General features: G+C 61.1%; 24 protein-coding genes. 16 read left to right on the forward strand and 8 right to left on the reverse strand.

Annotation, left to right across the window (positions count from 1 at the left end):
• Positions 1-165 precede the first annotated feature (165 nt).
• Entirely contained in the window at positions 166-2754 is a 2589-nt protein-coding gene (locus tag HB860_RS19130; RefSeq protein WP_247627634.1) for a sensor histidine kinase, read from the forward strand.
• Between the two features lie 50 nt (positions 2755-2804).
• Entirely contained in the window at positions 2805-3488 is a 684-nt protein-coding gene (locus HB860_RS19135) for a response regulator (protein WP_139437109.1), read from the forward strand.
• Between the two features lie 60 nt (positions 3489-3548).
• Here HB860_RS19135 and HB860_RS19140 read toward each other — a convergent pair whose 3' ends face one another.
• Positions 3549-4676, reverse strand: coding sequence for a multidrug effflux MFS transporter (locus tag HB860_RS19140; RefSeq protein WP_247627635.1), 1128 nt, complete (start codon positions 4674-4676; stop codon positions 3549-3551).
• A gap of 92 nt (positions 4677-4768) precedes the next feature.
• On the opposite strand from HB860_RS19140, the gene HB860_RS19145 reads away from it, so the two are divergent.
• On the forward strand, positions 4769-5557 hold the full coding sequence (locus tag HB860_RS19145; protein WP_202047989.1) for an AraC family transcriptional regulator: 789 nt from the start codon (positions 4769-4771) through the stop codon (positions 5555-5557).
• Here the strand turns inward: HB860_RS19145 and HB860_RS19150 are convergent.
• Positions 5523-5756: a hypothetical protein gene (locus HB860_RS19150; protein ID WP_247627636.1), complete on the reverse strand. Its 234-nt coding sequence runs from the start codon at positions 5754-5756 to the stop codon at positions 5523-5525. The genes HB860_RS19145 and HB860_RS19150 overlap by 35 nt on opposite strands.
• Before the next feature lie 282 nt (positions 5757-6038).
• Here HB860_RS19150 and HB860_RS19155 point away from each other — a divergent pair, with 282 nt between their 5' ends.
• On the forward strand, positions 6039-7292 hold the full coding sequence (locus HB860_RS19155; RefSeq protein WP_247627637.1) for a valine--pyruvate transaminase: 1254 nt from the start codon (positions 6039-6041) through the stop codon (positions 7290-7292).
• A gap of 68 nt (positions 7293-7360) precedes the next feature.
• Here HB860_RS19155 and HB860_RS19160 read toward each other — a convergent pair whose 3' ends face one another.
• Together HB860_RS19160 and HB860_RS19165 are read right to left on the reverse strand one after the other, a co-directional pair.
• Positions 7361-7801 (reverse strand): Hsp20 family protein, encoded by a 441-nt coding sequence (locus HB860_RS19160; protein ID WP_043132728.1) that lies wholly within the window; start codon positions 7799-7801, stop codon positions 7361-7363.
• Positions 7802-7894: 93 nt separating this feature from the next.
• Positions 7895-8308, reverse strand: a complete 414-nt coding sequence (locus HB860_RS19165) for an Hsp20 family protein (RefSeq protein WP_042000332.1) — start codon at positions 8306-8308, stop codon at positions 7895-7897.
• Positions 8309-8576: 268 nt separating this feature from the next.
• Between HB860_RS19165 and HB860_RS19170 the strand changes: the two genes are divergently transcribed.
• The 4 genes from HB860_RS19170 (at position 8577) to HB860_RS19185 (ending at position 11617) form a co-directional block, all read left to right on the forward strand.
• Positions 8577-9347, forward strand: a complete 771-nt coding sequence (locus tag HB860_RS19170) for an MBL fold metallo-hydrolase (protein ID WP_247627638.1) — start codon at positions 8577-8579, stop codon at positions 9345-9347.
• 87 nt (positions 9348-9434) lie between these two features.
• Positions 9435-10400, forward strand: a complete 966-nt coding sequence (locus HB860_RS19175) for a GlxA family transcriptional regulator (RefSeq protein WP_247627639.1) — start codon at positions 9435-9437, stop codon at positions 10398-10400.
• Positions 10401-10465: 65 nt separating this feature from the next.
• The gene (locus HB860_RS19180; RefSeq protein WP_247627640.1) at positions 10466-11170 is read left to right on the forward strand and encodes a helix-turn-helix transcriptional regulator; all 705 of its coding nucleotides are present in this window, start codon (positions 10466-10468) and stop codon (positions 11168-11170) included.
• A 69-nt stretch (positions 11171-11239) separates the two neighbouring features.
• Positions 11240-11617 (forward strand): VOC family protein, encoded by a 378-nt coding sequence (locus HB860_RS19185; RefSeq protein WP_348773049.1) that lies wholly within the window; start codon positions 11240-11242, stop codon positions 11615-11617.
• A 121-nt stretch (positions 11618-11738) separates the two neighbouring features.
• Here HB860_RS19185 and gyrB read toward each other — a convergent pair whose 3' ends face one another.
• The 4 genes from gyrB to dnaA all read right to left on the reverse strand — a co-directional run bounded on the left by gyrB (position 11739) and on the right by dnaA (position 17810).
• A complete protein-coding gene (gene gyrB / locus HB860_RS19190; RefSeq protein WP_139437127.1) occupies positions 11739-14150 on the reverse strand; it encodes a DNA topoisomerase (ATP-hydrolyzing) subunit B in 2412 nt (803 codons plus the stop codon).
• Positions 14147-15250 (reverse strand): DNA replication/repair protein RecF, encoded by a 1104-nt coding sequence (recF, locus tag HB860_RS19195; protein ID WP_005326309.1) that lies wholly within the window; start codon positions 15248-15250, stop codon positions 14147-14149. Before recF ends, gyrB begins: the two co-directional genes overlap by 4 nt.
• A 2-nt stretch (positions 15251-15252) precedes the next feature.
• Complete coding sequence (gene dnaN, locus HB860_RS19200; protein WP_005326306.1) at positions 15253-16356, reverse strand: DNA polymerase III subunit beta; 1104 nt, start codon at positions 16354-16356, stop codon at positions 15253-15255.
• Between the two features lie 83 nt (positions 16357-16439).
• Positions 16440-17810 carry a chromosomal replication initiator protein DnaA gene (gene dnaA, locus HB860_RS19205; protein WP_025325183.1) on the reverse strand — a complete coding sequence of 457 codons (1371 nt, stop codon included), beginning with the start codon at positions 17808-17810 and terminating at the stop codon, positions 16440-16442.
• Positions 17811-18120: 310 nt separating this feature from the next.
• Between dnaA and HB860_RS19210 the strand changes: the two genes are divergently transcribed.
• The 8 genes from HB860_RS19210 (at position 18121) to mnmE (ending at position 24464) form a co-directional block, all read left to right on the forward strand.
• Complete coding sequence (locus tag HB860_RS19210) at positions 18121-18879, forward strand: amino acid ABC transporter substrate-binding protein (protein WP_042650677.1); 759 nt, start codon at positions 18121-18123, stop codon at positions 18877-18879.
• A complete protein-coding gene (locus HB860_RS19215) occupies positions 18880-19548 on the forward strand; it encodes an amino acid ABC transporter permease (RefSeq protein ID WP_139437129.1) in 669 nt (222 codons plus the stop codon).
• 93 nt (positions 19549-19641) lie between these two features.
• Positions 19642-20376, forward strand: a complete 735-nt coding sequence (locus HB860_RS19220) for an amino acid ABC transporter ATP-binding protein (RefSeq protein ID WP_139437132.1) — start codon at positions 19642-19644, stop codon at positions 20374-20376.
• A gap of 269 nt (positions 20377-20645) precedes the next feature.
• Positions 20646-20780, forward strand: a complete 135-nt coding sequence (gene rpmH, locus HB860_RS19225; protein WP_005307156.1) for a 50S ribosomal protein L34 — start codon at positions 20646-20648, stop codon at positions 20778-20780.
• Positions 20780-21139: a ribonuclease P protein component gene (gene rnpA / locus HB860_RS19230; RefSeq protein ID WP_025328882.1), complete on the forward strand. Its 360-nt coding sequence runs from the start codon at positions 20780-20782 to the stop codon at positions 21137-21139. The genes rpmH and rnpA overlap by 1 nt, the downstream gene beginning before the upstream one ends.
• The gene (gene yidD / locus HB860_RS19235) at positions 21106-21354 is read left to right on the forward strand and encodes a membrane protein insertion efficiency factor YidD (RefSeq protein WP_010672280.1); all 249 of its coding nucleotides are present in this window, start codon (positions 21106-21108) and stop codon (positions 21352-21354) included. Before rnpA ends, yidD begins: the two co-directional genes overlap by 34 nt.
• Before the next feature lie 5 nt (positions 21355-21359).
• A complete protein-coding gene (gene yidC / locus HB860_RS19240; protein ID WP_139437134.1) occupies positions 21360-23006 on the forward strand; it encodes a membrane protein insertase YidC in 1647 nt (548 codons plus the stop codon).
• 96 nt (positions 23007-23102) lie between these two features.
• The gene (mnmE, locus tag HB860_RS19245) at positions 23103-24464 is read left to right on the forward strand and encodes a tRNA uridine-5-carboxymethylaminomethyl(34) synthesis GTPase MnmE (RefSeq protein ID WP_043132733.1); all 1362 of its coding nucleotides are present in this window, start codon (positions 23103-23105) and stop codon (positions 24462-24464) included.
• Positions 24465-24503 lie beyond the last annotated feature (39 nt).

Below are 24503 nucleotides of genomic sequence, written 5' to 3' on the forward strand. Positions count from 1 at the left end.
GCGACCCAGATTTTCAAACCGAGCCGGCAGTTGCTCCATAAGGATGATAATGCGTGATGTGGTAAAAGCGGGTGCCTTGCTGGCAGGCATGAAGCAGGAGCACGGGAATGCGTGATGAGGTTAAGGCGGGTGCCTTGCTGACAAGCATGAAGCAGGAGCACGGGAATGCGTGATGAGGTTCGGGCCGATGCCTTGCTGGCAAGCCTGGAAGAGGAACACAAGGGCAAGCTGAAGGTCTTCCTCGGCGCCGCCCCCGGCGTAGGCAAGACCTACGCCATGTTGCAGGCGGTGCGGGAACAGGCCAAGGAAGGGGTCGACATTCTCATCGGCGTGGTCGAGACCCACGGGCGCCAGGAGACCCTGGCGCTGCTCGACAAGCTCGCCATCCAGCCACGCAAGCTGCATCACCACCGCCAGCAACGACTGGAGGAGATGGACCTGGATGGCTTGCTCGAACGCAAGCCATCCATCGTAGTGGTGGATGAGCTGGCCCATACCAATGCTCCCGGCAGCCGCCACGAGAAACGCTGGCAGGATGTGGAGGAGCTGCTCGGCGCCGGCATAGACGTCTACTCCACCCTCAACGTACAACACCTGGAGAGCCTCAACGATCTGGTGTGGCAGCTGACCGGGGTCAGGGTCAAGGAGACCCTGCCCGATCAGGTGCTGCTGGAGGCGGACAGCATAGTCCTCATAGACCTGCCCCCCAAGGAGCTGCTCGGCCGGCTCAAGGAGGGCAAGGTCTATGTACCCCATCAGGCCAAGGCCGCCCTGCAATCCTTCTTCTCCCTCAACAACCTGACCGCCCTGCGCGAGCTGGCGATGCAGACTGCCGCCAGCCACGTGGAGGGGGATCTGCAACTGCAGTGGCAGGCGGCGGGCAAGACCACGCTGCCGCTGCGGGGCAAGCTGATGGTCTGCCTCGGGGATCAGCACGGCTCTGCCCTGGTGCGCTACGGCCACCGCTTCGCCCAGCGCCGCCAGCTACCCTGGCTGGTGGTGCACATCGACAGCAAGGGGCAGCGCGCCCCTGAGCTGGAGCAGGCGCTGGCGCTGGCCTCTCACCTCGGCGCCAAGGTGCTGACCCTCTCCAGCCCGGCGGTCGCCGATGCCCTGCTGGAGACGGCCGAACAGCAGCAGGTCTCGCAGCTGTTGCTCGGCAAGCCCCACAACCCGCCCTGGCGCCGCTCCCTGGTGCAGCACCTGCTGAAACAGGCACAGGGATTCGAGATCACGCTGGTGGACACGGAGAAGAACAAGCCAGGGCTGAGGCTGCAACCACTCCACCCCAAGGACATTCGCCAGAGCCTGCTGGCCATCGCCATAATGGCGGTGACCTCAGCCAGCGCCTGGGGGCTCTCCCACTGGCTGCCGCCCGCCTCCCTGCCGCTGCTGTTCGTGCTGGGGGTACTCGCCACTGCCCTCACCACCAGCCTGGTGCCCGCCATCCTGGCGGCCGTGCTGGGATTCGTCGCGCACAATCTGCTGTTCACCGCCCCCTACTTCTCCCTGAGCGTCGCCAGCCACAGCGACCTGCTCACCCTGTTCGTGCTGCTCATCGTCGGCATGACGGCGGGGCGGCTCGCCTCCCGCCAGCGCCAGCAGCTGGTAGGCTTGCGCGAGACCCAGCAGCTCGGCAACGCCCTGCTCTCTCTCAGCCAGGGGCTGGCCACCGCCAGCAGCCCGGTGGAGGTGCTCAGGCAGGGTACCCAGGCCATCTCCCTCGCCCTGGGGCAACCCGTGTTCGCCCTGGATGAGGAGTACCAGTACAGAGCCGGAGACGAGGTGCGGGCACCGGGCCAGACCGACAAGGCCGCCATCGACTGGTGCCTGGCCCAGAAGCAGAGCGCCGGGGCCCATACCGCCACCCTCAATGCGGCCGAGGCCCAGTACCACCACCTCACCGATGAACTGGTGCTGGGGATACGGCTGGCCAGCCCGCTCGCCTCCTCCGCCGAACATCAGTTGCAGGCGCTGCTCACCGACATCCGCGCCGCCCTGGCGCGGATCGATCTCAACGAGCGACTGGCCGACAGCCAGCTGCAGGCGGAGACGGATCGGATGCGCGCCGCCCTGCTCTCCTCGGTCTCCCACGATCTGAAGACGCCGCTCGCCACCATCATGGGGGCCGGCAGCACACTGCTGGAATACGGTGACAGGATCAGTGCCGAGGATCGCAACGAGCTGCTCCACTCGGTGCAGGAGGAGGCGCGCCGCCTGCACAGCTATGTGCAGAACCTGCTGGACATGACCCGCATCGGCTCCCCGGACTTCCAGCTGAAGCGGGAGTGGGTCGACCTCGCCGACCTGGTGGAGAGTGCCCGCAAGCGGCTGGACTCCTCCTGGCGCCAGCACAAGCTGCTGATCCACTTCGATCAGCAGATCCCCCAGCTCTATGTGCACGGCGCCCTGATCGAGCAGGTGCTGGTCAACATCCTCGACAACGCCTCCCGCTACTCGCCGGCCGGCACCCCCATAGAGTTCAAGGTGATGCTGGCGGATCCCGACCTCATCATCGACATCATCGACATCGGGGTCGGCATCGCAGAATCGGATCGGGACAAGATCTTCAATCTGTTCTATACCCAGCCGGTAGGGGATTGCGGCAGTCGCGGCACCGGACTTGGCCTCGCCATTTCCCGCGCTATGATAGAGGCCCACGGTGGTCGCATCTGGGCATTTGCCGGCCCCAACGGCAACGGCACCTGCATGCGTATCTCCCTGCCACTCTCCCTCAACTCACCTGAGGTATGATGCATACATTTCGGGTTTCTGACCCTTCAACACTCGCCTCTGGAGGTTAGATGGCTCATATCCTGGTCATAGATGATGAAGCGGCCATTCGCCGCTTTCTGCGGATCAGCCTGGTCGCCGAGGGGCACCAGGTGAGCGAGGCGGTGGGCGTCAACGAAGGGCTGGCGCAGTACCGCCACCTCAACCCCGATCTGGTGATCCTGGATCTCGGCCTGCCGGACGGGGACGGCATCCAGATCTTGCAGGCCATCCGCGAGCACCACCCCAACCCGGTGCTGGTGCTGTCGGCACGGGATTCGGAGCAGGAGAAGGTGCGGCTGCTGGATGCCGGGGCCAACGACTACATGAGCAAGCCGTTCGGCATCGGCGAGATGATGGCCCGCATCCGGGTGCTGCTGCGCCAGCGCGCCGGGGTCAGCAGCGGCGAATGCCGCCACTTTCCCCAATGCGGCCTGAGCCTGGATACCGGCAGTCACAAGGTCACCATGGGAGATGAGGAGATCCCCCTCTCCCGCAAGGAGTTCGCCCTGCTGCAGGCCCTGGTGTGTCACCCCGGCAAGCTGGTGCTGCAGACCCAGCTGCTCAACGACATCTGGGGGCCTAGCCACAAGGAGGATACCCACTACCTGCGCATCGTCATTGCCAGCCTGCGCAAGAAGCTGGGAGACAATCCCCAGAACCCCAGCCTGATCGAGACCGAATCCGGCATCGGCTACCGCTTCATCGGCAGTTGAAACCGTCACAGGCAGCCTACCCCGTTCGAAACACCATACCCGGTATCGGCAACTGACGTTTCACGTGGAACGACGCCCGCTGCAAATCAGCGCCAGCAGACCACAACCACAGAGCAACAGGCCGAGATCCTGCAATCCGGCCGCCACCGCCAACCCCAGACTGAGCAGCAGGTAGTAGCCGAGCCCGAACAGGGCGCCAGCACTGCCTGCCACCTCGCGATAGGCCAGCAGCGCCTGGCTCAGCACATTGGGGATCGCCACCCCATAGGCCACCACTATCCCCATCATGGGCAGCAGGAACCAGAGCGAGGCCTGACTCGCCCAGACCAGCAGCCCGGCAACCAGTGCCAGAGTGCAGGCCAGCCTGATCAGGGATGACGGCTGCCACCCTCTTCCTAGCAGATGCTTGTTGAACAGGCTGCCGAGCAGGGTCGCCAGCGCCAGCAAGATCCCCGAGTAACCAAACTCGCCGGTGCTCAATCCCAGCCCGGCAAACAGGAAGGGTGCCAGACTGTAGTAGCCAAACAGCATGGTGTTGAACAGGGCGACCAGCAGGGCACTGCGCCAGAGCCCGCCATCTTTCACCATCCGGCACGCCAGCGGCCAGAGCGCAACCCGCTGAGTCGTGGCCGGACGGGTTTCCGGCAGCCACCGACCGGCCACCAGCAGCAATACTGCCGCCAGCACCAGCAGACCGCTGAAGACCCCGAGATAGCCAAGCCGCTCGGCCAGCAGGCCGCCGCTCACCAACCCCAGCACGGGGCTGAGGGAGAGCGCCATGCCCATCACCGAGAAGACCCGCGCCAGATCGCTGCCCTGATAGCTGTCGCGCAACATGGTCTGGGTCACCACGGATCCCACGGCGGCGCCGAAGGCCGAGATGACCCGGGCCAGCAGCAACACCTCGAACTCATTGGCCAACAGCGCCAGCAGGGTGCCGACGCCATAGGTGAGCAGACCTGCCAGCATGGCGGGACGCCGCCCGATCAGATCGCAGAGCCTGCCCCAGCAGACCACACCCACGGCAAACGCCAGAAAATAGACCGACAGGGTCTGGGATGCCTGCCCCTCGCTCACCCGGAACTGGGTGGCGATCTGGGTCAGCACCGGGCTGTAGATGGTCTCCACTATCTGGGGAAACATCATCAATCCCACCACCAGCCAGCGCGGTGGCAACTTGTTGTTCATGACAAACCTCCTTCACAAGAGGTCGTCATTCTAGAGAGATGCCGATTGTCTGATTACAATAAGTAGGACTATATACATCAAGAATCGGACACATGGCCTTTATTCTTCCCGATCACCCTTTCGACCCCGACCAGCTGACGGGCAGCGTGATCGGCATCGCCTCCGCGCTCGGCTGGCACGACTCCGGCCTGCATCGGCATCAGCGCCACCAGCTGCTGTTCGCCCAATCCGGCTGCATGACCATGGAGCTCGCAGACAGGGTCTGCCTGCTCCCGCCGACGCGAGCGGCCTGGCTGCCGGCGGGCACGCCCCACAGGGTCCTGATGCGCGGGGTGGTGGCCTATCGGTCCCTCTACTTCACCCCGCACCCCGAGTTGCCGACCAGCATGGCGGTGCTGGCGGTCAACCCCCTGTTGCACGCCCTGATCGAACGGATGGCGCTCTGGCCGTGGGACCAGCCGCAAGAGGAGCAGCAGCGGACGCTGGCATTGTTCATGGAGGAGCTGGGGCAGGCACCCCGAGAGTCTTGGCAGCTGCCGTTGCCGTCAGACCCGCGTCTGGCGACCTGGCTGCAGAAGATAAAGCGGGGCGACACCCTGCCCCCTCGGCTCAACCGGCTGGCCGAGGAGGTGGGTGCCAGTGACAAGACCATAGGTCGCATCTTCATGAGAGAGACCGGCATGAACTACCAGGCCTGGCGCCAGCAGTGGCGACTGCTGCGAGCCATGGAGTTGCTGGCCGAAAACGAACCCATCAGCCGGATTGCCGCTTCCCTGGAATTTTCCAGCGACAGCGCCTTCATCAGCTTCTTCAAACAGCACTCGGGGCAGACGCCCCTGCGTCACCTCAACTCTCGGGGTGAGTCGCCACGGCGGGGCTGACCTCCACCACCAGGGTATCCAGTGCCAATGGCTGGAGGTTGTGGATGGCATCCAGTACCACCTCCCGGGATGCCTGCTGCTGCTGGGCAAGCATCTCCTGCGCCAGCTTGGCGCTATCCAGCTCGGGCCTGGGGTTGTCGTTGGCCATGGCGTTCAGGCTCAGGCTGCTCAGTATCAGGGTCGCGATCAGGGTCTTCATCTGGCTTGCTCCGGTGTGGTTGAGATGACCAGAGAGTTATTCCAATAGTCGTGCCAACTATATAAACAGTTGATTTTGTTTAAATAAAATAAAAATAGATGCCATTTAAGGCATCCCTTCCCATCTTGTTGGTTATTTTGAAACCCATTAGTGGTTATTTTTACCACATCCATTTTCCTGGGCCCGTTCCACGTGGAACGTCCCATGATTTTGATCGACACCCGCTTTTAAACTGAGCTATGGTGCTAGCTCCCCCGTAACTGACTCTGGATCTGTCACCGAATGGAATTCTCCTTGTTCGGCGAGAAGTTCACTCGCCACGCCGGTATTACCCAACTCATGGATGACCTCAATCAGGGGCTGCTCAATCCGGACGCCATCATGCTGGGAGGCGGCAATCCGGCCCCCATCCCCGGCATGCTGGAACGCTTTCAGACCGAGGCCAAGCAGCTGCTCGACAATGGCGAGCTGATCAAGGCCATGGCCAACTACGATGGCCCGCAAGGCAAGGACAGGTTCACCAAGGCGCTGGCCGCCCTGCTCAAGAGAGAGCTGGGCTGGGACATCTCGGCCCGCAACATAGCCCTGACCAACGGCAGCCAGAATGCCTTCTTCTATCTGTTCAACCTGCTGGCCGGCGAGTTCGCCGATGGCCGCAAGAAGAAGGTGCTCTTCCCCCTGGCCCCCGAATACATCGGCTATGCGGACTCGGCCCTGGCGGAGGATCACTTCGTCGCCTACAAGCCCACCATAGAGAAGCTGGCCGACGGCCAGTTCAAATACCATGTGGATTTCGAGAGCCTGGAGGTGGGTGACGACATAGGGGTGATCTGCGTCTCCCGCCCGACCAACCCCACAGGCAACGTGCTGACCGATGAAGAGATAGAGCATCTGGATCAGATCGCTCGCGACAAGGGGATCCCGCTGCTGCTCGACAACGCCTACGGCGTGCCCTTCCCCGGCATCATCTTCAGCGAGGCCAAGCCGTTCTGGAATGCCAACACCATACTCTGCATGAGCCTCTCCAAGCTGGGCCTGCCGGGCACCCGCTGCGGCATCGTCATCGCCGACGAGAAGATCATCCAGGCCATCACCAACCTGAGCGGCATCATCAACCTGGCACCGGGCAGCCTGGGGCCCGCCATCACCATCCCCATGATAGAGAGCGGCGAGATCATCGCCCTGAGCGAGCAGGTGGTGAAACCCTTCTACAAGCAGAAGGCCGACTTCGCGGTCCAGCTACTGCGAGAAGCCATTCCCGATCCGCGCTTCCACATCCACAAGCCGGAAGGCGCCCTCTTCCTCTGGCTCTGGTTCGAAGGCCTGCCGATCCACTGCCAGGCGCTCTACGAGCGGCTGAAGGCGAAGAACCTGCTGATAGTGCCGGGTCACTACTTCTTCCCCGGCATCGAGGACCCTGAGTGGCGCCACAGTCAGGAGTGCATTCGCCTCAACTACTCCCAGAGCGAGGAGCTGGTGCGGCGCGGCATCGCCATACTGGCGGACGAGATCAACGCCATTTACCGCGGCAGCTGACTCGCCTGCAGATAAAAGAAAGGCCTGCGATCGCAGGCCTTTCTCGTCTCTGGTGTCAGCTCCCCGGCTTAACTCGGCAGCGCCAGCTGATCGGGTTTGCCGATGGGGATGGCGCGGGGCTTGAGTGCCTCCGGCAATTCGCGGGCGAGATCTATGGTCAGCAGACCATGCTCCAGTCTGGCCCCCTTCACCTCCACGTGCTGGCTCAGCTTGAAGGCGAGCTCGAAGTCACGCTCGGCAATCCCCTGATGGAGGAACTGACGCTCACCGGCCGCAGCGGCCTTGCGCCCCTTCACCTTGAGGGTGCCGTTTTCGGTCTCCAGCTCCAGCTCGTCGCGCTCGAAGCCAGCCACGGCAACCGTGATGCGGTAGCCGTCATGCTCCCGCTTTTCGATGTTGTAAGGGGGATAGGCCGCCGCCTTCTGGTCGAACAGGCCTTCCAGCTCGCGGGCCATCCGCTCGAAGCCGACGGCATTGGAAGAGAGGTGAGAAAAATCGAGGTTACGCATAATCCTATCCTTCTAGTAAGCAACAGGTTTGACTCTCCACAGGCCCGTCATCGGCACCCGGGAAGCAGGTAAAAACACTGAGAGTTCAGGCTGTCAGCCGTTGATCTCGATCTTGCGGGGCTTCATCGCCTCGGGCACTTCACGGGCCAGATCGATGTGCAGCAGACCATTCTTGAGATCGGCACCCTTCACCCGCACATAGTCGGCCAGCTGGAAGCGACGCTCGAAGCCGCGCTCGGCTATGCCCTGATAGAGATAGTGGCGCTCGGAGTCAGCCTGCTTGTTGCCCTTCACCGTCAGCAGATTTTCCTGGAAGCTCAGCTCCAGCTCTTCCTGAGTAAAGCCCGCCACCGCCATGCTGATGCGGTAGTCGTTGTCACCCAGCTGCTCGATGTTGTAGGGGGGATAACCGGCATTGCCATTGCTGGCCGCAGATTCGATGAGATTGGCCAGACGATCGAAACCAATGGCAGAACGATAGAGCGGAGAAAAGTCTATAGAACGCATAGTATTACCCTCTTGTGAGCGATAACGGATTGTTTGCCCTCCATATGGACGGGCGCCTGGTCGAAACCTCTGTCGAGCGTTCCGGCCTTGTTACCTATATAGGGGCTCACTTTTTCCTTTCAAGGGAAAAAATGAAAAGAAATTTTTGGTCGCCTGTCAGCGTCGAAAATGGCCCGATTGATATGATATTCTGCCCGCGGGCCACTCATCCCCCAATCCCCTCCGCGCCATACTGGTTGCGTCCCCCCACCAGAGACCGGAGCACACCATGAAAGTTACCCAGGTTCGCAATGCCACCCTGCTCATCCACTACGCCGGCACCCGCTTCCTGATCGATCCCATGCTGTCTACCAAGGGCAGCCTCCCGGGGTTTGAGGGAACGGCCAACAGCCAGCTGCGCAATCCGCTGGTCGAACTGCCCCTGCCCATGGCGGAGATCCTCGATGTGGATGCGGTGATAGTGACCCATGATCACCTCGACCACTGGGACCCGGTCGCTCAGCAGCAGATCCCCAAGCACCTCCCGCTGTTTGTGCAGCATCAGAAAGATGCTGACACCATAAGCGCCTGCGGCTTCAGGGATGTACGCCTGCTGAGCGAGCAGGTCGGGTTTGCCGGGATCCGGTTGCAACAGACCGAGGGGCAACACGGCAACGATCAGGTCATGGCGGTGTTGGGCGAGCGGCTGGGTGAGGTATCCGGAGTGGTCTTCTCCCATCCCGCAGAGAAGACCCTCTATCTGGCGGGTGACACCGTCTGGAACGCCCAGGTTGAACAAGCGCTGCAACAGTACCAGCCCGAGGTCGTCATCCTCAACTGTGGCGATGCCCAGGTGCCGGGGCTGGGTTCCATCATCATGGGCAAGGAGGATGTCGCCGCCGTCTATCAGGCAGCGCCACAGGCCACCCTGATCGCCAGCCACATGGAGGCGGTCAATCATGCCCTGCTGACTAGGCGCGAGCTGCGCGATTACCTTGGCAAACAGGGGATGGCAACGCGGGTGCGGGTGCCCGAGGATGGCGAGTCCATCGTCCTCTGATCGAGCGGGCCATGTGACCACATGGCCCTTCGGCTTTCTGTTGCCGCCCCTTATCATGGGGATCCGAGTGCAAAGGAGTCTGCTACTATGCCCAATCCCATCGTCGTCGCCGTCATCACCTTCGATCACTTCAGCCCCTTTCACTGCGCCGTGCCCTGCCTCATCTTCGGCGACACCATGATGCCTGGCGCCTCCCTGTTCGAACTCAGGCTCTGCGCCGGCGACACCACCCGCCAGCCCGGTTCCGCCCAGGGCTTTCGCATCGACGCAAGCCACGGGCTGGAGGGATTGATCGGGGCTGACATCGTCATCATCCCCTTCTGGCGCGATCCGGCCGAGCGACCGGCCCAGCCACTGCTCGATGCCCTGGTTGCCGCCCGAAGCAGGGGTGCCCAGATAGTGGGGCTCTGTCTGGGCACCTATGTGCTGGCCTATGCCGGTCTGCTGGAGGGACGCAGGGCCTCGACCCATTGGGAGTTCGAGCAGGACTTCATGGGCCGCTTTCCCGCCGTGCGGCTCGATACCAATGCCCTCTACGTGGACGATGAGGGCCTGATCACCTCGGCCGGCACCGCCGCCGGGCTGGATTGCTGCCTCTACCTGGTGCGCGAGCACCATGGCAGCCGGATCGCCAACAAGCTGGCTAGGAGGCTGGTGGTGCCACCCCATAGAGAGGGGGGCCAGGCCCAGTTCATTGAGCAGCCGGTGCCCGCCTCCACCCGGGATGCCAGGATCAACCAGCTGTTCGATCACCTGCGTATGCACCTGGCCGAGCCTCACAACCTGGACGCACTGGCAGAGCACTGCCTGATGAGCCGGCGCACCTTCACCCGTCGCTTCCAGCAGGCGACCGGCCTCTCCGTCGGGGAGTGGCTGCTGGCCGAGCGTCTCAGGCGCAGCCAGGAGTTGCTGGAGACGAGCGGCCACTCCATGGACCGCATCGCCGAACTGGTAGGATTGAAGACGGCCGCCATACTGCGCCAGCATTTTCGCGCCCGTTTCGGGGTATCCCCGAGTGAATGGCGCCGCTCTTTTCGTGGCAACAACGTCTGATGACACCCCCTGTACCGGTTCAACCCGCTATGGCAGGCTAACCAGAAATACTCAGGAGTCATATCATGTCCCGTTCCGAACGCCTGCTGGCCCTGATCCAGCTGCTGCGCGGCCACCGCTACGCCATCACAGGCTCTGAACTGGCCAGCCAGCTTGGCATCAGCCTGCGCACCCTCTATCGGGATATCGCCACCCTGCAGGCGCAAGGTGCCCATATCGAGGGAGAACCGGGTATCGGTTATGTGCTACGCCCCGGCTTCATGCTGCCGCCGCTGATGTTCAGCGAAGAGGAGCTGGATGCACTGGTGCTGGGGTCGCGCTGGGTGGTCGCGCACGGTGACGGAGCCTTGAGTGCATCGGCCAGCAGCGCGCTGGCCAAGATAGAAGCCGTGTTGCCCGCCGACTATCGCCAGCAGCTCCAGAGCAATGCCCTGCTGATCGGCACCTCCCGCAGCGACAGCCTCACCGATGAAGCCCCGTTGCGCAGCGCCATCCGCCAGCAGCGCAAAGTGCTCCTGAGCTATCGCGATCTCAAGGAAGATGCTTCTGAGCGCACCGTCTGGCCCTTTGCTCTTGGCTACTTCGAGCAGGTGCGGGTACTGGTCGCCTGGTGCGAACTACGTCAGGGCTTTCGCCACTTTCGGGTCGATCGCATCACCCGGATGCAGCCGCAAGATTGCCGCTATCCCAAAAGCAGGGAGAGCTTGCTGAAAGTGTGGCGCGCCACCCAGCAGATCCCGCAACCCAAATTCATTGCTGACAGAAACTGACAGCAGGTAGCGCCATGCTGACGGGGTCGGCGCAGATGCGCCCTCCCCGAATCAAGGAGCATCACCATGTTGTTAGTCCCACCGTTCACCATTATCTATGTTTCTAATCCGGCCCGCAGCGCCCGCATCTATCGCGAGCTTTTCGGTCGCCCACCGGTAGAGGAGTCCCCTACCTTTGTCATGTTCGTGTTCGAGTCGGGAGCAAAACTGGCGCTCTGGTCCAGCGCTACCGTCGAGCCTGCCGTGACCCAGTGTGCCGGCGCCATGGAGCTGGCCTTCCCGCTGCCCGATGAAGCCAGTGTCGATTCTGGCTTGGCCGAGTGTCAGGCTCGCGGCCTGACCATCATCCAGCAGCCGATCCGGATGGAGTTTGGCTATACCGGCATGGCACTTGATCCCGATGGCCATCGCCTGCGCCTCTACTGCCTGGCAGCAGAACCGGGCTGAGTCGGTGCTATCAACACCAAGGCGGTTTCATGTTTCACGTGGAACGCGCCACTTTCCCCTCTCACACAGAAAACAAAAAGCCGCTCACAAGGAGCGGCTTTTTACTGTCTGACTGCGTCGATCAGACGTCGAGGTTGGCGACCCGCAGGGCGTTGGTCTCGATAAAGTCACGGCGAGGCTCGACCGCATCACCCATCAGGGTGGAGAAGAGCTGGTCGGCACCAACGGCGTCGTCGATAGTGACACGCAGCATGCGACGGGCTTCCGGATCCATGGTGGTTTCCCACAGCTGATCCGGGTTCATCTCACCCAGCCCTTTATAGCGCTGGATGTAGATGCCACGCTTGCCTTCGCCCATCAGCCAGTCGACGGCTTCCACGAAGTTGGCCACAGGTTTGACCTTCTCGCCACGCTTGATGAAACCACCTTCCTCGATCAGGTTGGCAATCTCCTTGCCCAGGGAGACCAGCTGACGGTATTCACCGGACTGCAGGAAGTCGTAGCTGAGCGGGTATTCCCGGTCAACACCGTGCTGACGAACCACGGCGTGCGGCACGAACAAACTGCGCTCTTCGTCGCGACGTACCTGGATCTGGTACTGGATGCCGTGGTTGCTCTCGTTGAGCACGGCTTCCATCCCCTGGCACCAGGCCAGCAGATCGCTCTCGCTGGCCAGCAGGGTTTCGTTCAACTCAGGCTGATAGATCAGCTGGGTCAGCACGGCATCCGGGGCGCGGCGGGACATGCGGGTGATCAGGTGAGAGACGGCACGGTGCTGGTTGACCAGACGCTCCAGCGCCTCGCCACCGATGGCCGGGGCAGACTCGTTGACGTGCAGGGTAGCACCGTCCAGCGCCATGGAGGTCTGGTACTGCAGCAGTGCATCTTCGTCTTTCAGATACTGCTCCTGCTTGCCCTTCTTGACCTTGTAGAGCGGCGGCTGGGCGATGAAGACGTAGCCACGCTCGATGATCTCCGGCATCTGACGGTAGAAGAAGGTCAGCAGCAGGGTACGGATGTGCGCACCATCGACGTCCGCATCCGTCATGATGATGATGTTGTGGTAGCGCAGCTTGTCCGGGTTGTACTCGTCGCGACCTATGCCGCAGCCCAGCGCCGTGATCAGGGTGCCCACCTCTTGCGAGGAGATCATCTTGTCGAAACGGGCTTTTTCCACGTTCAAGATCTTGCCCTTGAGCGGCAGGATGGCCTGGTTCTTGCGGTTGCGACCCTGCTTGGCGGAGCCGCCAGCAGAGTCCCCTTCCACTATGTAGAGTTCGGAGAGGGCCGGGTCTTTCTCCTGACAGTCCGCCAGCTTGCCGGGCAGACCGGCGATGTCCAGGGCGCCCTTGCGGCGAGTCAGTTCGCGGGCCTTGCGGGCCGCTTCACGGGCACGGGCCGCGTCGATGATCTTGTTGACCACTATCTTGGCGTCGCCCGGGTTTTCCAGCAGGAAGTCCGCCAGCTTCTCGCCCATCGCCTGTTCAACGGCTGTCTTCACTTCGGAAGAGACCAGCTTGTCCTTGGTCTGGGAGGAGAACTTAGGGTCAGGTACCTTGACGGAGATGACCGCAATCAGGCCTTCACGGACGTCGTCGCCACTGGCGGCAGACTTGGCCTTCTTGCTGTAGTCCTCTTTGTCCATGTAGGAGTTGAGGGTACGGGTCAGCGCGGTACGGAAGCCCACCAGGTGGGTGCCCCCATCCCGCTGCGGGATGTTGTTGGTGAAGCAGTAGACCCCTTCCTGATAGGCGTCGTTCCACTGCATCGCCACTTCGACGCCGATACCATCCTGCTCAGTGGTGAAGTGAAACACCTTGGGATGGATCGGGGTCTTGTTCTGGTTCAGGTATTCGACGAAGGCCTTGATGCCGCCCTCGTAGCAGAAGTGAGCCTCGCGGCCATCCCGCTCGTCCATCAGGCGGATGGAGACACCGGAGTTCAGGAAAGAGAGCTCACGCAGCCGCTTGGCCAGGATCTCGTAGTGATACAGGGTATCGGTAAAGATGGTCGGACTCGGCCAGAAGCGCACTTCGGTACCGGTACCCGTGCTGTCGCCAATCTGCTTGAGCGGCGCCTGCGGCTCACCCAGGTGATAGGTCTGCTCGTAGACGTGGCCGTTGCGACGTATGGTCAGCAGCAGCTTGTCAGAGAGGGCGTTCACCACCGAGACACCCACGCCGTGCAGGCCGCCGGATACCTTGTAGGAGTTGTCATCGAATTTGCCGCCGGCGTGCAGCACCGTCATGATGACTTCGGCGGCGGAGCGGCCCTCCTCCTCGTGCATGTCGACCGGAATACCCCGGCCGTTGTCACGCACGGAGACGGAACCGTCGGAATGGATCTTGACCTGAATATCGGAGCAGTAGCCAGCCAGAGCCTCGTCAATGGAGTTATCGACGACCTCGAACACCATGTGGTGCAGGCCCGAGCCATCATCCGTATCGCCGATATACATCCCCGGGCGCTTGCGGACCGCATCCAGGCCCTTCAGCACCTTGATATTCGAGGAGTCGTAAGTATTTTCACTCATAGCTTACTCTCTGCCTTCTCTAACGTTTCGGAGATCTTGCCTTGTTCCACGTGGAACAGCTTGCAGTCACTCGCATCCATCATGTCTGCGAGCTGACCGGTATCGATGGCGGTGATAAACACCTGGGACGCGCACTGCTTCAGCCTTGCGGCCAGCAGGCGACGTTTGTCGACATCCAGTTCAGAGGCAAAATCGTCAATTAAAAAAATACAGCCACGGCTGCTATGTTGATTCAAATAGAGCCCTTGAGCCAGTCGCATGGCACAGACCAGCAACTTCAACTGACCCCTGGACAAAATATCCTGAGCGGGCACCCCGTTCGCCTTGAGCCGCACATCCGCCTTCTGCGGACCGACCCCAGTGTACCCCAGCGAACGATCCCGCTCGAACCCCGCCTCCAGCAAGTCGCCGAGGGGAGTCTCTCTCTCCCAGCCCCGATAGAAACCGAGGCTGATGTCGAATTCCGGCAGAAAATCCGCCGTCATCTCCTTGATCAGGGGGGTAATGGCCTGACAATAACTGGCGCGAAACTCCGCCAGCTCACCCCCTAGCCGCACCAGCTCCTGATCCCAGAATGCCAGCTGGCGATACTGGCTGCTCTGGCGCAGCAGCGCATTGCGCTGTTTCAGCAGACGCCGCACCCGCCCCCACAGGGAGAAGAAGGTTGGCTCCTGATGAAAGACACCCCAGTCCAGCCAGGCCCGGCGAGCCTGAGGTCCGCCGGTCAGCAGGTTGAAACCATCGGGGTGGATCAACTGCACCGGCAACAGCTCGGCCAGATCGGCCAATCGCTGGGCCTGGGCCCCGGCGATCTTGAGCTGGGTCTCGCCCCCCTTGTCCTTGGCAAGCCCGATGGGCACCTGACGCCCTTCCAGCTCGCACTGGGCAAACAGGGTAAACGCCCTCTCCCCCTGGCGGATGACCCGCCCGGTCAGGTGAGTACGAAAAGAACGACCGAGACCGAGGTAATGGATGGCTTCCAGCACGCTGGTCTTGCCGCTGCCATTGCACCCGACCAGGATATTGAGGCCGGGGGACAGCGCGAGACTGGCGTGCTGGATGTTGCGAAAGTCGCTGAGCTGGAGTTTGACCAGGGACACGACTAGATCCGCATCGGCATCACCACATACTGGGCATCTTGGCTGTCAAAATCCTCAATAATGGCACTGCTGATGGAATCGCTCAGGCTGATCCGGATTTGGTCACATTTTAACGTATTCAGCACGTCCAGCACATAGGAGACGTTGAAGCCGATCTCCATCTCGCCAGCAGCATATTGTACGTCAAGCAGCTCCTCGGCTTCTTCCTGTTCCGGGTTGTTGGCGGTGATGCGCAGCAGGTTTTCCTGCAGATTGAGACGCACCCCACGGAATTTCTCGTTGGAGAGGATGGCGGCGCGGGCGAAGGCCTGGCGCAGATCCTCACGACCGGCGATCAGGGCCTTGTCACTCCCCCGGGGAATGACGCGACGCCAGTCCGGGAAGCGGCCATCCACCAGCTTGGAGGTGAAGATGAAGCCATCCAGGGCGGCACGCAGGTTGCTGCGACCGACCTGCAACCGCACCGGCTTGTCTTCCGCCTCCAGGAGGCGCACCAGCTCCAGCACGCCCTTGCGGGGCAGGATGACCTGATGATCGGGCAGCGATTCCCCGACCACTTCGCGGCGACAGGTGGCCAGGCGGTGACCGTCGGTGGCGACGGTGCGCAGACCATGGCCCTCGCTCTCGAACAGCATGCCGTTCAGGTAGTAACGCACATCCTGGCTGGCCATGGAGAACTGGGTCGCATCGATCAGTTTTTTAAGCTCCAGCTGGCTGATATCGAACTCGAGCACGGATTCCCAGTCCTCGATGTTCGGGTACTCGGTCGCCGGCAGGGTCGAGAGATTGAAGCGGGAACGACCGGAGCGGATGATGAGGCGCTCCCCTTCCGTGTTGAGACGGATATCCGCCCCTTCCGGCAGGCCGCGGCAGATATCCAGCAACTTGCGCGCCGGCACTGTGGTGCGCCCATCCTGGCTGTCGCTGCTGAGATAGACCTGGCCTATCATCTCCACCTCGAGATCTGTCCCGGTCAGCGACAGCAGGCCATTGCTGACATCGAGCAGGACGTTGCCGAGGATGGGCAGGGTCGGCCGGCCACCCAGGGCACCGGACACCAGTTGCAGAGGACGTAACAGGGCCTCACGGCTAATTTCGAGCTGCATCTGTGCTCTCCGTTGTGATTAGGAGGAAAATTTTCGGATCAGGTTGGAATATTCGAGCCCCATCTGTCCACTCCGTTCCGTTATCAGGAAGAAAGGGTACGGATCAGGTTGGAATAGTCTTCCTTGATGTCGTGACTCTCCTCCTTCAGCTGCTCGATCTTGCGGCAGGCATGAAGAACGGTGGTGTGGTCACGGCCACCAAAGGCATCCCCTATCTCCGGCAAACTGTGGTTGGTCAGCTCCTTGGCCAAGGCCATCGCCAGCTGACGCGGGCGGGCAACGGAGCGGGAGCGACGCTTGGACAGCAGATCCGCCAGCTTGATCTTGTAGTACTCCGCCACCGTCTTCTGGATGTTGTCGATGGTGACCAGCTTCTCCTGCAAGGCCAGCAGGTCGCGCAGCGCCTCGCGCACGAAGTCGATGTTGATGGCACGACCGGTGAAGTTGGCGTTGGCGATCACCCGGTTGAGGGCGCCTTCCAGTTCACGGACGTTGGAGCGCAGACGTTTGGCGATGAAGAAGGCCACTTCGTCCGGCAGATGGATCTGGTTCTCGTCCGCCTTGCGCATCAGGATGGCGACGCGGGTCTCCAGCTCGGGCGGTTCGATCGCCACCGTCAGACCCCAGCCGAAGCGGGACTTGAGGCGATCCTCGACACCGTTGATCTCCTTCGGGTAACGATCCGAGGTCAGGATGATCTGCTGGTTGCCTTCGAGAAGGGCGTTGAAGGTATGGAAGAACTCCTCCTGGGAGCGCTCCTTGTTGGCGAAGAACTGGATGTCATCGATGAGCAGGGCATCGACGCTACGGTAATAACGCTTGAACTCTTCAATGGCGTTATTCTGCAGCGCCTTCACCATGTCCTGCACGAACCGTTCGGAGTGCATGTAGATGACTTTGGCGTCTTTCTTGCGTTCCTTGATGGCGTTGCCAACGGCGTGCAGCAGGTGGGTCTTGCCCAGACCGGTGCCGCCATAGAGGAACAGCGGGTTGTAGGCGCCACCCGGATTGTCGGCCACCTGACGGGCCGCCGCACGGGCCAACTGGTTGGACTTACCTTCGACGAAATTCTCGAAGGTGTAGTTCACGTTGGTGTTGCTCTTGTGGTTCGGCTCGGGCTTGGCTTCCGCCTTGCTTTCCCAGCTCTTGTGAGAGTTATTCACAGGATCGACACCGCGCGCCGGCGCTCTGGCGACCGCGACGGGATGGGGACGATTACCGATGTCAAAACGCAGGGTGGGAGCATCGGCTCCGCACAGCTCGTTGATGATGCCATTGACCCGGAGCAGGTACTTGTCGCGTACCCAGTCCAGAACGAAGCGATTCGGTGCATACAGGGTCAGAGTATTGTCACTCAACTCCGCTTGAAGCGGCCGGATCCACATGCTGAATTCTGCCGAGGGCAACTCATCTTGCAGCCGGTTAAGGCACTGCTGCCATAGCGAAGCAGTCACTCTAGACTCCCGTCAATTGATTAAGTAAAGACCGGCTATTCTACGTTTTTAGTGGCTGGATCTCCAGTTGCCGCCGCACGGATCCAGCAAATAAGATCCTTGACTTTCAAGGATCCAACGCCCCAGGATCTGATTTCATCCCCAAAGTTACCCACAGCCACCGACCGGTGATGTGGACAGAATGAGAGCCTGCTGCTGCGGTTATTTTATATAACCAAATATCATTTATTCTTTATATTTTATTCCAATAACATCAGCGCCAACCCGTGATTACAACTAAAAATACAGAACTACAGAGAGAGGAATCCCCATGAAGACCACCATCAAGCTGATTTCCGGCGCCGCCATTCTGCTGGCCAGCCTGTCCGGCCAGGCTATCGCCCAGGAAACCATCAAGGTCGGCATGTCCGGCAAGTATTTCCCGTTCACCTTCGTCAAGCAGGACAAGCTGCAGGGCTTCGAGGTGGACATGTGGAACCAGATCGGTGAGCGCACCGGTTACAAGGTCGAGTTCGTCACCGCCAGCTTCTCCGGCCTGTTCGGCATGCTGGAAACCGGTCGCGTCGATACCATCTCCAACCAGATCACCATCACCGACGAGCGCAAGGCCAAGTACGCCTTCTCCCAGCCCTACGTCTATGACGGCGCCCAGATAGTGGTGCGCAAGGGCAACAGCACCATCCACGGTCTCAAGGATCTGGAAGGCAAGACGGTCGCGGTGAACCTGGGCTCCAACTTCGAAGAGCTGCTGCGCAAGAACGACCCGAACAAGAAGATCGACATCCGTACCTATGACTCCAGCTTCGAGCAGGACGTCGCCCTGGGTCGCATCGATGCCTTCGTGATGGACCGCGTCTCCACCGCCCAGCTGATCAAGGAATCCAAGCTGCCGCTGCAACAGGCAGGCGCACCGTTCGAGACTATCGAGAACGCCCTGCCCTTCTTGAAGACCCCGGAAAAACAGGCCGTGCTGAAGAAGGTCGACGAGGCGCTGACCGCCATGCGTAAAGACGGCTCCCTGACCAAGATCTCGGAAAAATGGTTCGCAGCGGACATCACCAGCAAATAAATGATGGAATTTGATCTCGAGTACACGCTAGGGCTGTTTCCCATCCTGCTCAAATACCTGGGCACCACGATGGAAATGGCCCTGTGGGGATTCGTATTGGCACTCGTACTGTCGCTGGCCCTGGCGATAGTACGGGTGTTTCGCGTTCCCGCAATTCACTGGCTGGCGATGCTGTATATCTCGTTCTTCCGGGGGACTCCCCTGCTCGTCCAGCTGTTCCTGCTCTACTACGGGCTGCCGCAACTGTTCCCTGTCTTCGTGGGGATGGATGCCTTTACCGCCGCCATCATAGGGCTGACCCTGCACTTCGCCGCCTACATGGCCGAGTCGATCCGGGCCGCCATTCTCGGCATCCACAAGAGCCAGATGGAAGCTGCCCTCAGCATCGGCATGAGCCGCTATCAGGCGATGCGGCGGATAATACTACCGCAGGCGGCCCGCATCGCGACGCCGTCCCTGATGAACTACTTCATCGACATGATCAAGAGCACCTCACTGGCGTTTACCCTGGGGGTGGCCGAGATCATGGGCAAGGCGCAGATGGAGGCCTCCTCCTCCTTCAAGTTCTTCGAGAGCTTCATGGCGGTGGCCCTGGTCTACTGGGTGGTGGTCATCTTCTTCACCCGCTTGCAGCACCTGCTGGAAGTACGCCTCAATCGTGCTTACTAAGAGGATGCCAGCGATGATGAGCACGCCATTACCCACTTGCGGCACAGGCTGGGAGTACCTCTCAACAGCCGCGCCCATTGAAGGAGACCTGTCATGATCAAGTTAACGGGTCTTTCCAAGGCCTATGACGGCAATCAGGTATTGAACGGCATCGATCTGGAGGTAAAGAAGGGTGACATTGTCGTCATCATCGGTCCCTCCGGCACCGGCAAGTCGACCCTGCTGCGCTGCCTCAACCTGCTGGAGACCCCGGATGCAGGCACCCTTGCCATCGATGATCTGCAGCTGGATCTGGCCCGTGCCAGCGAGCAGCAGGCCATAGAGCTGCGCAAGCGCGCCTCCTTCGTGTTCCAGAACTACGCCCTGTTTGCCAACAAGACGGCGCTGGACAACATCGCCGAGGGGCTGATCACCGTCTGGAAACAGCCAAAGGCGGAGGCCCGTGCCACCGCCCTTGGCATCCTCAAGGACATAGGCCTCGCCGACAAACAGGATGCCTACCCGGCGTCCCTCTCCGGTGGCCAGCAGCAGCGGGTCGGCATAGGCCGCGCCATGGCGGCCCACTCCAAGGTCATCCTGTTTGACGAGCCCACCTCGGCCCTGGATCCGGAATGGGTCGACGAGGTGCTGGGGCTGATGAAGGAGCTCGCCCGCCAGCACCAGACCATGGTGGTGGTGACCCACGAGATCGAGTTTGCCCGTGATGTCGCCGACCGGGTGATCTTCATGGAGGGGGGCCGGATCGTCGAACAGGGCCCGCCGGATCAGATATTGGTCGATCCGCAGGATCCCCGCACCCGGGAGTTCCTGCGCAAAGTCCTTAAATAGCTCTCTCTTTGGCGGCCTGGCCGCCTTTTTTCTTGGTGGATCCTTGTTTAACCCGGGGTTGCCAGTATAATTCGGGGCCCTTGATCCTCTGGATCCTGCCAGCTTCTCCTGCTTATTGTTGAGCCAGAAGAAGATGAGAGGGAACGGCGGATTGACGAGAAGCCGAACTCTGTTTAGAATTCGGCCTCTTTTGCTAGTCGTCACACGCTATAGCTGGCGCGTCGGCTAAGTGTGACAATCAAAACTGTACAGAAATACGGAATCGAATCATGAAACGTACTTTTCAACCGTCCAACCTGAAGCGCAAGCGCTCTCACGGTTTCCGCGCTCGCATGGCTACTGCCAACGGCCGCAAAGTTCTGGCCGCTCGTCGTGCCAAGGGTCGTGCCCGCCTGGTAGTCTAATGCCTACCCAGCACACCTTCTCTCGGGAGTTACGTCTGTTAACTCCCGAACACTTCAAACGCGTTTTCGCCGAGCCTGTCCGGGCCGCTTCTCCGCAAATTACGCTTCTTGCTTGCCCCAATTCCCTCGAACACCCCCGTCTTGGCCTAGCTGTGCCCAAAAAAGCACTCAAGCGTGCCGTCTGGCGTAACCGTGTCAAACGAGTGGTACGGGAGAGCTTCCGTCTCAATCAGGCCAATCTGCCCGCTATCGACATCGTCGTCATAGCCAAGGGTGGCGTAAAGGAGATGGATAACGAAGAGCTGTTCAAGTTACTGGAAAAGCTATGGCGCACTCTGTCACGCCGTTGCAATGGGTAGCTATCAAACTGATACGCCTGTATCAGCTAATCATTAGTCCCCTGCTCGGGCCGCGCTGCCGTTTCACCCCGACTTGTTCCCAATTTGCGATAGAAGCAATCCGACTTCACGGTTTCATAAAAGGCGTTTGGTTAGCCAGCAAACGTCTATTAAAATGCCATCCCTTATCCGAGGGTGGTTATGACCCGGTTCCGCAACCAAAGCGAAGAAACTGAAGACTATGGAATCACAACGCAATTTACTCCTGATCGGTTTGCTGTTCGTGAGCTTCTTGCTCTGGCAACAGTGGGAGTCCGACAAGGCTCCGAAGCCGGCCCCGACTACCGTGGCCCAAACCGAACATTTCGTACCTGAAGCCGGTCAGACCGGTGATATTCCTCAGGTTTCCGAGCAAGCCAACGCCACTACCGCACGCAAGCTGATCACCGTCTCCTCCGACGTGCTCAAGCTGACCCTGGATACCCAGGGCGGTGACATCGTCTCTGCCGAACTGCTGGCCCACAAGCTGGAAGAAGGCAAGGAACAGCCGTTCACCCTGCTGACCAGCCAGCCTGCACACCTCTATGTTGCCCAGAGTGGTCTGGTGGGTCGCAACGGTCCTGACAGCCAGCCCCAGGGTCGTCCCACCTACGAAGCCGCCCAGACCAGCTACCAGCTGGCCGACGGTCAGGATCAAGTCGTCGTGCCGATGACCTGGACCGACAGCAAGGGCGTGGTCTTCACCAAGGAGTTCGTGCTCAAGCGCGGTGACTACGCCATTGGCGTCGATTACAAGATCGACAACAAGTCTGCCGAGCCGGTTCAGGTGCAGTTCTACGGTCAGCTGAAGCAGACCGTGACCACGCCGAAGGACCAGGAAGGCCATGCCATGGTGGCCAGCGCCTACCGTGGTGGTGCCTTCTCCAGCGAAGATACCCGCTACAAGAAGTACACCTTCGACGAGATGAAGGATGCCGACCTGAACAAGACCACCAAGGGTGGTTGGGTCGCCATGCTGCAACACTACTTCGTCTCCGCCTGGGCACCGAACGCCGAGGACACCAACAGCTTCTACAGCCGCGTGATCCCGGGTAAAGACCAGGCCATCATCGGCTACAAGGCGCCGCTGGTTGACGTGGCTGCCGGTCAGCAGGCCGAAGTAAGCGGCAAGCTGTGGGTCGGTCCCAAGCTGCAGGATCAGATGGCGAAGGTGGCCAACCACCTGGACCTGACCGTCGACTACGGCTGGTTGTGGTTCATCGCCCAGCCGCTGCACTGGCTGCTGACCGTGTTCCACGGTTTCGTCCAGAACTGGGGTCTGGCCATCATCATGCTGACCCTGCTGGTACGCGGCATCATGTTCCCGCTGACCAAGGCCCAGTACACCTCCATGGCCAAGATGCGCATGCTGCAACCCAAGCTGGCTGCGCTCAAGGAACGCTTCGGTGACGATCGCCAGAAGATGTCCCAGGGCATGATGGAGCTGTACAAGAAGGAGAAGGTCAACCCGCTCGGTGGCTGTCTGCCGATCCTGGTGCAGATGCCCATCTTCATCGCCCTCTACTGGGCACTGATGGAGTCTGTCGAGCTGCGTCACGCGCCGTTCGCCCTGTGGATCACCGACCTGTCGGTGAAGGACCCCTTCTTCGTGCTGCCGATCCTCATGGGTGCCTCCATGTGGTATCTGCAGAAGATGAGCCCGACCACCATCACGGACCCGATGCAGCAGAAGGTGATGCAGTTCATGCCGATCATCTTCACCTTCATGTTCCTCTGGTTCCCGGCAGGTCTGACCCTGTACTGGCTGGTGAGCAACGTCATATCCATCATCCAGCAGACCATCATCTATCGTCAGCTGGAGAAGAAAGGCCTGCACTCACGCACTTGATGCGCAGCCCATCTTCCCTGATGACAAAAGAGGCGGCCTTCGGGCCGCCTTTTTTATTACAATGTCCCCAATTACCGAACAGACGAGTCAAGCAAGATGACAACAGATACGATCGTGGCCCAGGCCACCGCCCCCGGCCGGGGTGGCGTCGGCATAGTCCGCGTCTCAGGCCCCGCCGCCGAACGAGTCGCCGAAATCGTGCTCGGTCGGCTGCCCAGGGTGCGCTATGCCGAATATCTGCCGTTCAAGGACGAGCAGGGCCAGCCTCTGGATCAGGGCATAGCCCTGCTGTTCAAGGCCCCCAACAGCTTCACCGGCGAGGATGTGCTGGAGCTGCAGGGCCACGGTGGCCCCGTCATCCTGGACATGCTGATACGCCGCATTCTGCAAATCGAGGGCATCCGCCCCGCCCGTCCCGGCGAGTTCAGCGAGCGCGCCTTCCTCAACGACAAGCTGGATCTGGCCCAGGCCGAGGCCATCGCCGATCTGATCGAAGCCTCCAGCGAGCAGGCCGCCCGCAGTGCCATGCACTCCCTGCAGGGGCAGTTCTCCGGCAAGATCCAGCAACTGGTGGAGAGTCTCACCCGGCTGCGCATCTATGTGGAAGCCGCCATCGACTTCCCGGACGAGGAGATCGACTTCCTCTCAGACGGCAAGGTGGCGGGGGATCTTTACGCCATCATGGCAGAGCTGGATGACGTGCGCGGCGAGGCCAAGCAGGGGGCCCTGCTGCGGGAAGGGATGAAGGTGGTGATCGCCGGCCGTCCCAACGCCGGCAAGTCCAGCCTGCTCAACGCCCTGGCGGGCCGCGAATCCGCCATCGTCACCGAGATCGCCGGCACCACCCGCGACGTGCTGCGCGAGCACATCCACCTGGACGGCATGCCGCTGCACATCATCGACACCGCCGGCCTGCGCGATACCCAGGACAAGGTGGAGCAGATCGGCATCGAGCGTGCCTGGGCCGAAATAGAACAGGCCGATCGGGTGCTCTTCATGGTGGATGGCACCACCACGGATGCGGTCGACCCGCGGGAGATCTGGCCGGAATTTGTTGATCGGTTGCCAAAAAAGATCGGCCTCACCGTGGTGCGCAACAAGGCCGACCTGACCGGCGAGGATCTGGAACCTAGCCAGGAGCTGGGCCACGCCGTCTACCGCATCTCAGCCAAGACCGAGCTGGGGCTGCCCGCCCTGCGCGAGCACCTGAAGGCCTGCATGGGCTTCCAGGGCAACACCGAGGGGGGCTTTATGGCCCGCCGCCGCCACCTGGACGCCCTCGAGCGCGCCGCCGAGCGGCTGCTGGTGGCCAGGGAGCAGCTCGAGGTCTTCGTGGCCGGCGAGCTGGTGGCCGAGGAGCTGCGCCTGGCGCAGGAGTCCCTCTCCGAGATCACCGGCGAGTTCAGCTCGGACGATCTGCTGGGGCGCATCTTCTCCAGCTTCTGCATCGGCAAATAAACCTGCACGACAGGCAATGAAAAGCCCGGGATGATCCCG

Origin of the sequence: Aeromonas genomosp. paramedia, assembly GCF_023093515.1 — a bacterium.
Lineage (GTDB): Bacteria > Pseudomonadota > Gammaproteobacteria > Enterobacterales > Aeromonadaceae > Aeromonas.

Excerpts from the sequence above, each read along its gene's own strand:
- HB860_RS19180 (WP_247627640.1), top strand. The coding sequence starts at position 10,466 with ATGTCCCGTTCCGAACGCCTGCTGGCCCTGATCCAGCTGCTGCGCGGC.
- gyrB (WP_139437127.1), bottom strand. The coding sequence starts at position 14,150 with ATGAGTGAAAATACTTACGACTCCTCGAATATCAAGGTGCTGAAGGGC.
- HB860_RS19130 (WP_247627634.1), top strand. The coding sequence starts at position 166 with ATGCGTGATGAGGTTCGGGCCGATGCCTTGCTGGCAAGCCTGGAAGAG.
- yidC (WP_139437134.1), top strand. The coding sequence starts at position 21,360 with ATGGAATCACAACGCAATTTACTCCTGATCGGTTTGCTGTTCGTGAGC.
- dnaN (WP_005326306.1), bottom strand. The coding sequence starts at position 16,356 with ATGCAGCTCGAAATTAGCCGTGAGGCCCTGTTACGTCCTCTGCAACTG.
- HB860_RS19215 (WP_139437129.1), top strand. The coding sequence starts at position 18,880 with ATGATGGAATTTGATCTCGAGTACACGCTAGGGCTGTTTCCCATCCTG.
- HB860_RS19145 (WP_202047989.1), top strand. The coding sequence starts at position 4,769 with ATGGCCTTTATTCTTCCCGATCACCCTTTCGACCCCGACCAGCTGACG.
- mnmE (WP_043132733.1), top strand. The coding sequence starts at position 23,103 with ATGACAACAGATACGATCGTGGCCCAGGCCACCGCCCCCGGCCGGGGT.
- HB860_RS19175 (WP_247627639.1), top strand. The coding sequence starts at position 9,435 with ATGCCCAATCCCATCGTCGTCGCCGTCATCACCTTCGATCACTTCAGC.
- rpmH (WP_005307156.1), top strand. The coding sequence starts at position 20,646 with ATGAAACGTACTTTTCAACCGTCCAACCTGAAGCGCAAGCGCTCTCAC.
- HB860_RS19140 (WP_247627635.1), bottom strand. The coding sequence starts at position 4,676 with ATGAACAACAAGTTGCCACCGCGCTGGCTGGTGGTGGGATTGATGATG.
- HB860_RS19135 (WP_139437109.1), top strand. The coding sequence starts at position 2,805 with ATGGCTCATATCCTGGTCATAGATGATGAAGCGGCCATTCGCCGCTTT.
- HB860_RS19220 (WP_139437132.1), top strand. The coding sequence starts at position 19,642 with ATGATCAAGTTAACGGGTCTTTCCAAGGCCTATGACGGCAATCAGGTA.
- HB860_RS19155 (WP_247627637.1), top strand. The coding sequence starts at position 6,039 with ATGGAATTCTCCTTGTTCGGCGAGAAGTTCACTCGCCACGCCGGTATT.
- yidD (WP_010672280.1), top strand. The coding sequence starts at position 21,106 with ATGGCGCACTCTGTCACGCCGTTGCAATGGGTAGCTATCAAACTGATA.
- HB860_RS19150 (WP_247627636.1), bottom strand. The coding sequence starts at position 5,756 with ATGAAGACCCTGATCGCGACCCTGATACTGAGCAGCCTGAGCCTGAAC.
- HB860_RS19160 (WP_043132728.1), bottom strand. The coding sequence starts at position 7,801 with ATGCGTAACCTCGATTTTTCTCACCTCTCTTCCAATGCCGTCGGCTTC.
- rnpA (WP_025328882.1), top strand. The coding sequence starts at position 20,780 with ATGCCTACCCAGCACACCTTCTCTCGGGAGTTACGTCTGTTAACTCCC.
- HB860_RS19210 (WP_042650677.1), top strand. The coding sequence starts at position 18,121 with ATGAAGACCACCATCAAGCTGATTTCCGGCGCCGCCATTCTGCTGGCC.
- HB860_RS19165 (WP_042000332.1), bottom strand. The coding sequence starts at position 8,308 with ATGCGTTCTATAGACTTTTCTCCGCTCTATCGTTCTGCCATTGGTTTC.
- HB860_RS19170 (WP_247627638.1), top strand. The coding sequence starts at position 8,577 with ATGAAAGTTACCCAGGTTCGCAATGCCACCCTGCTCATCCACTACGCC.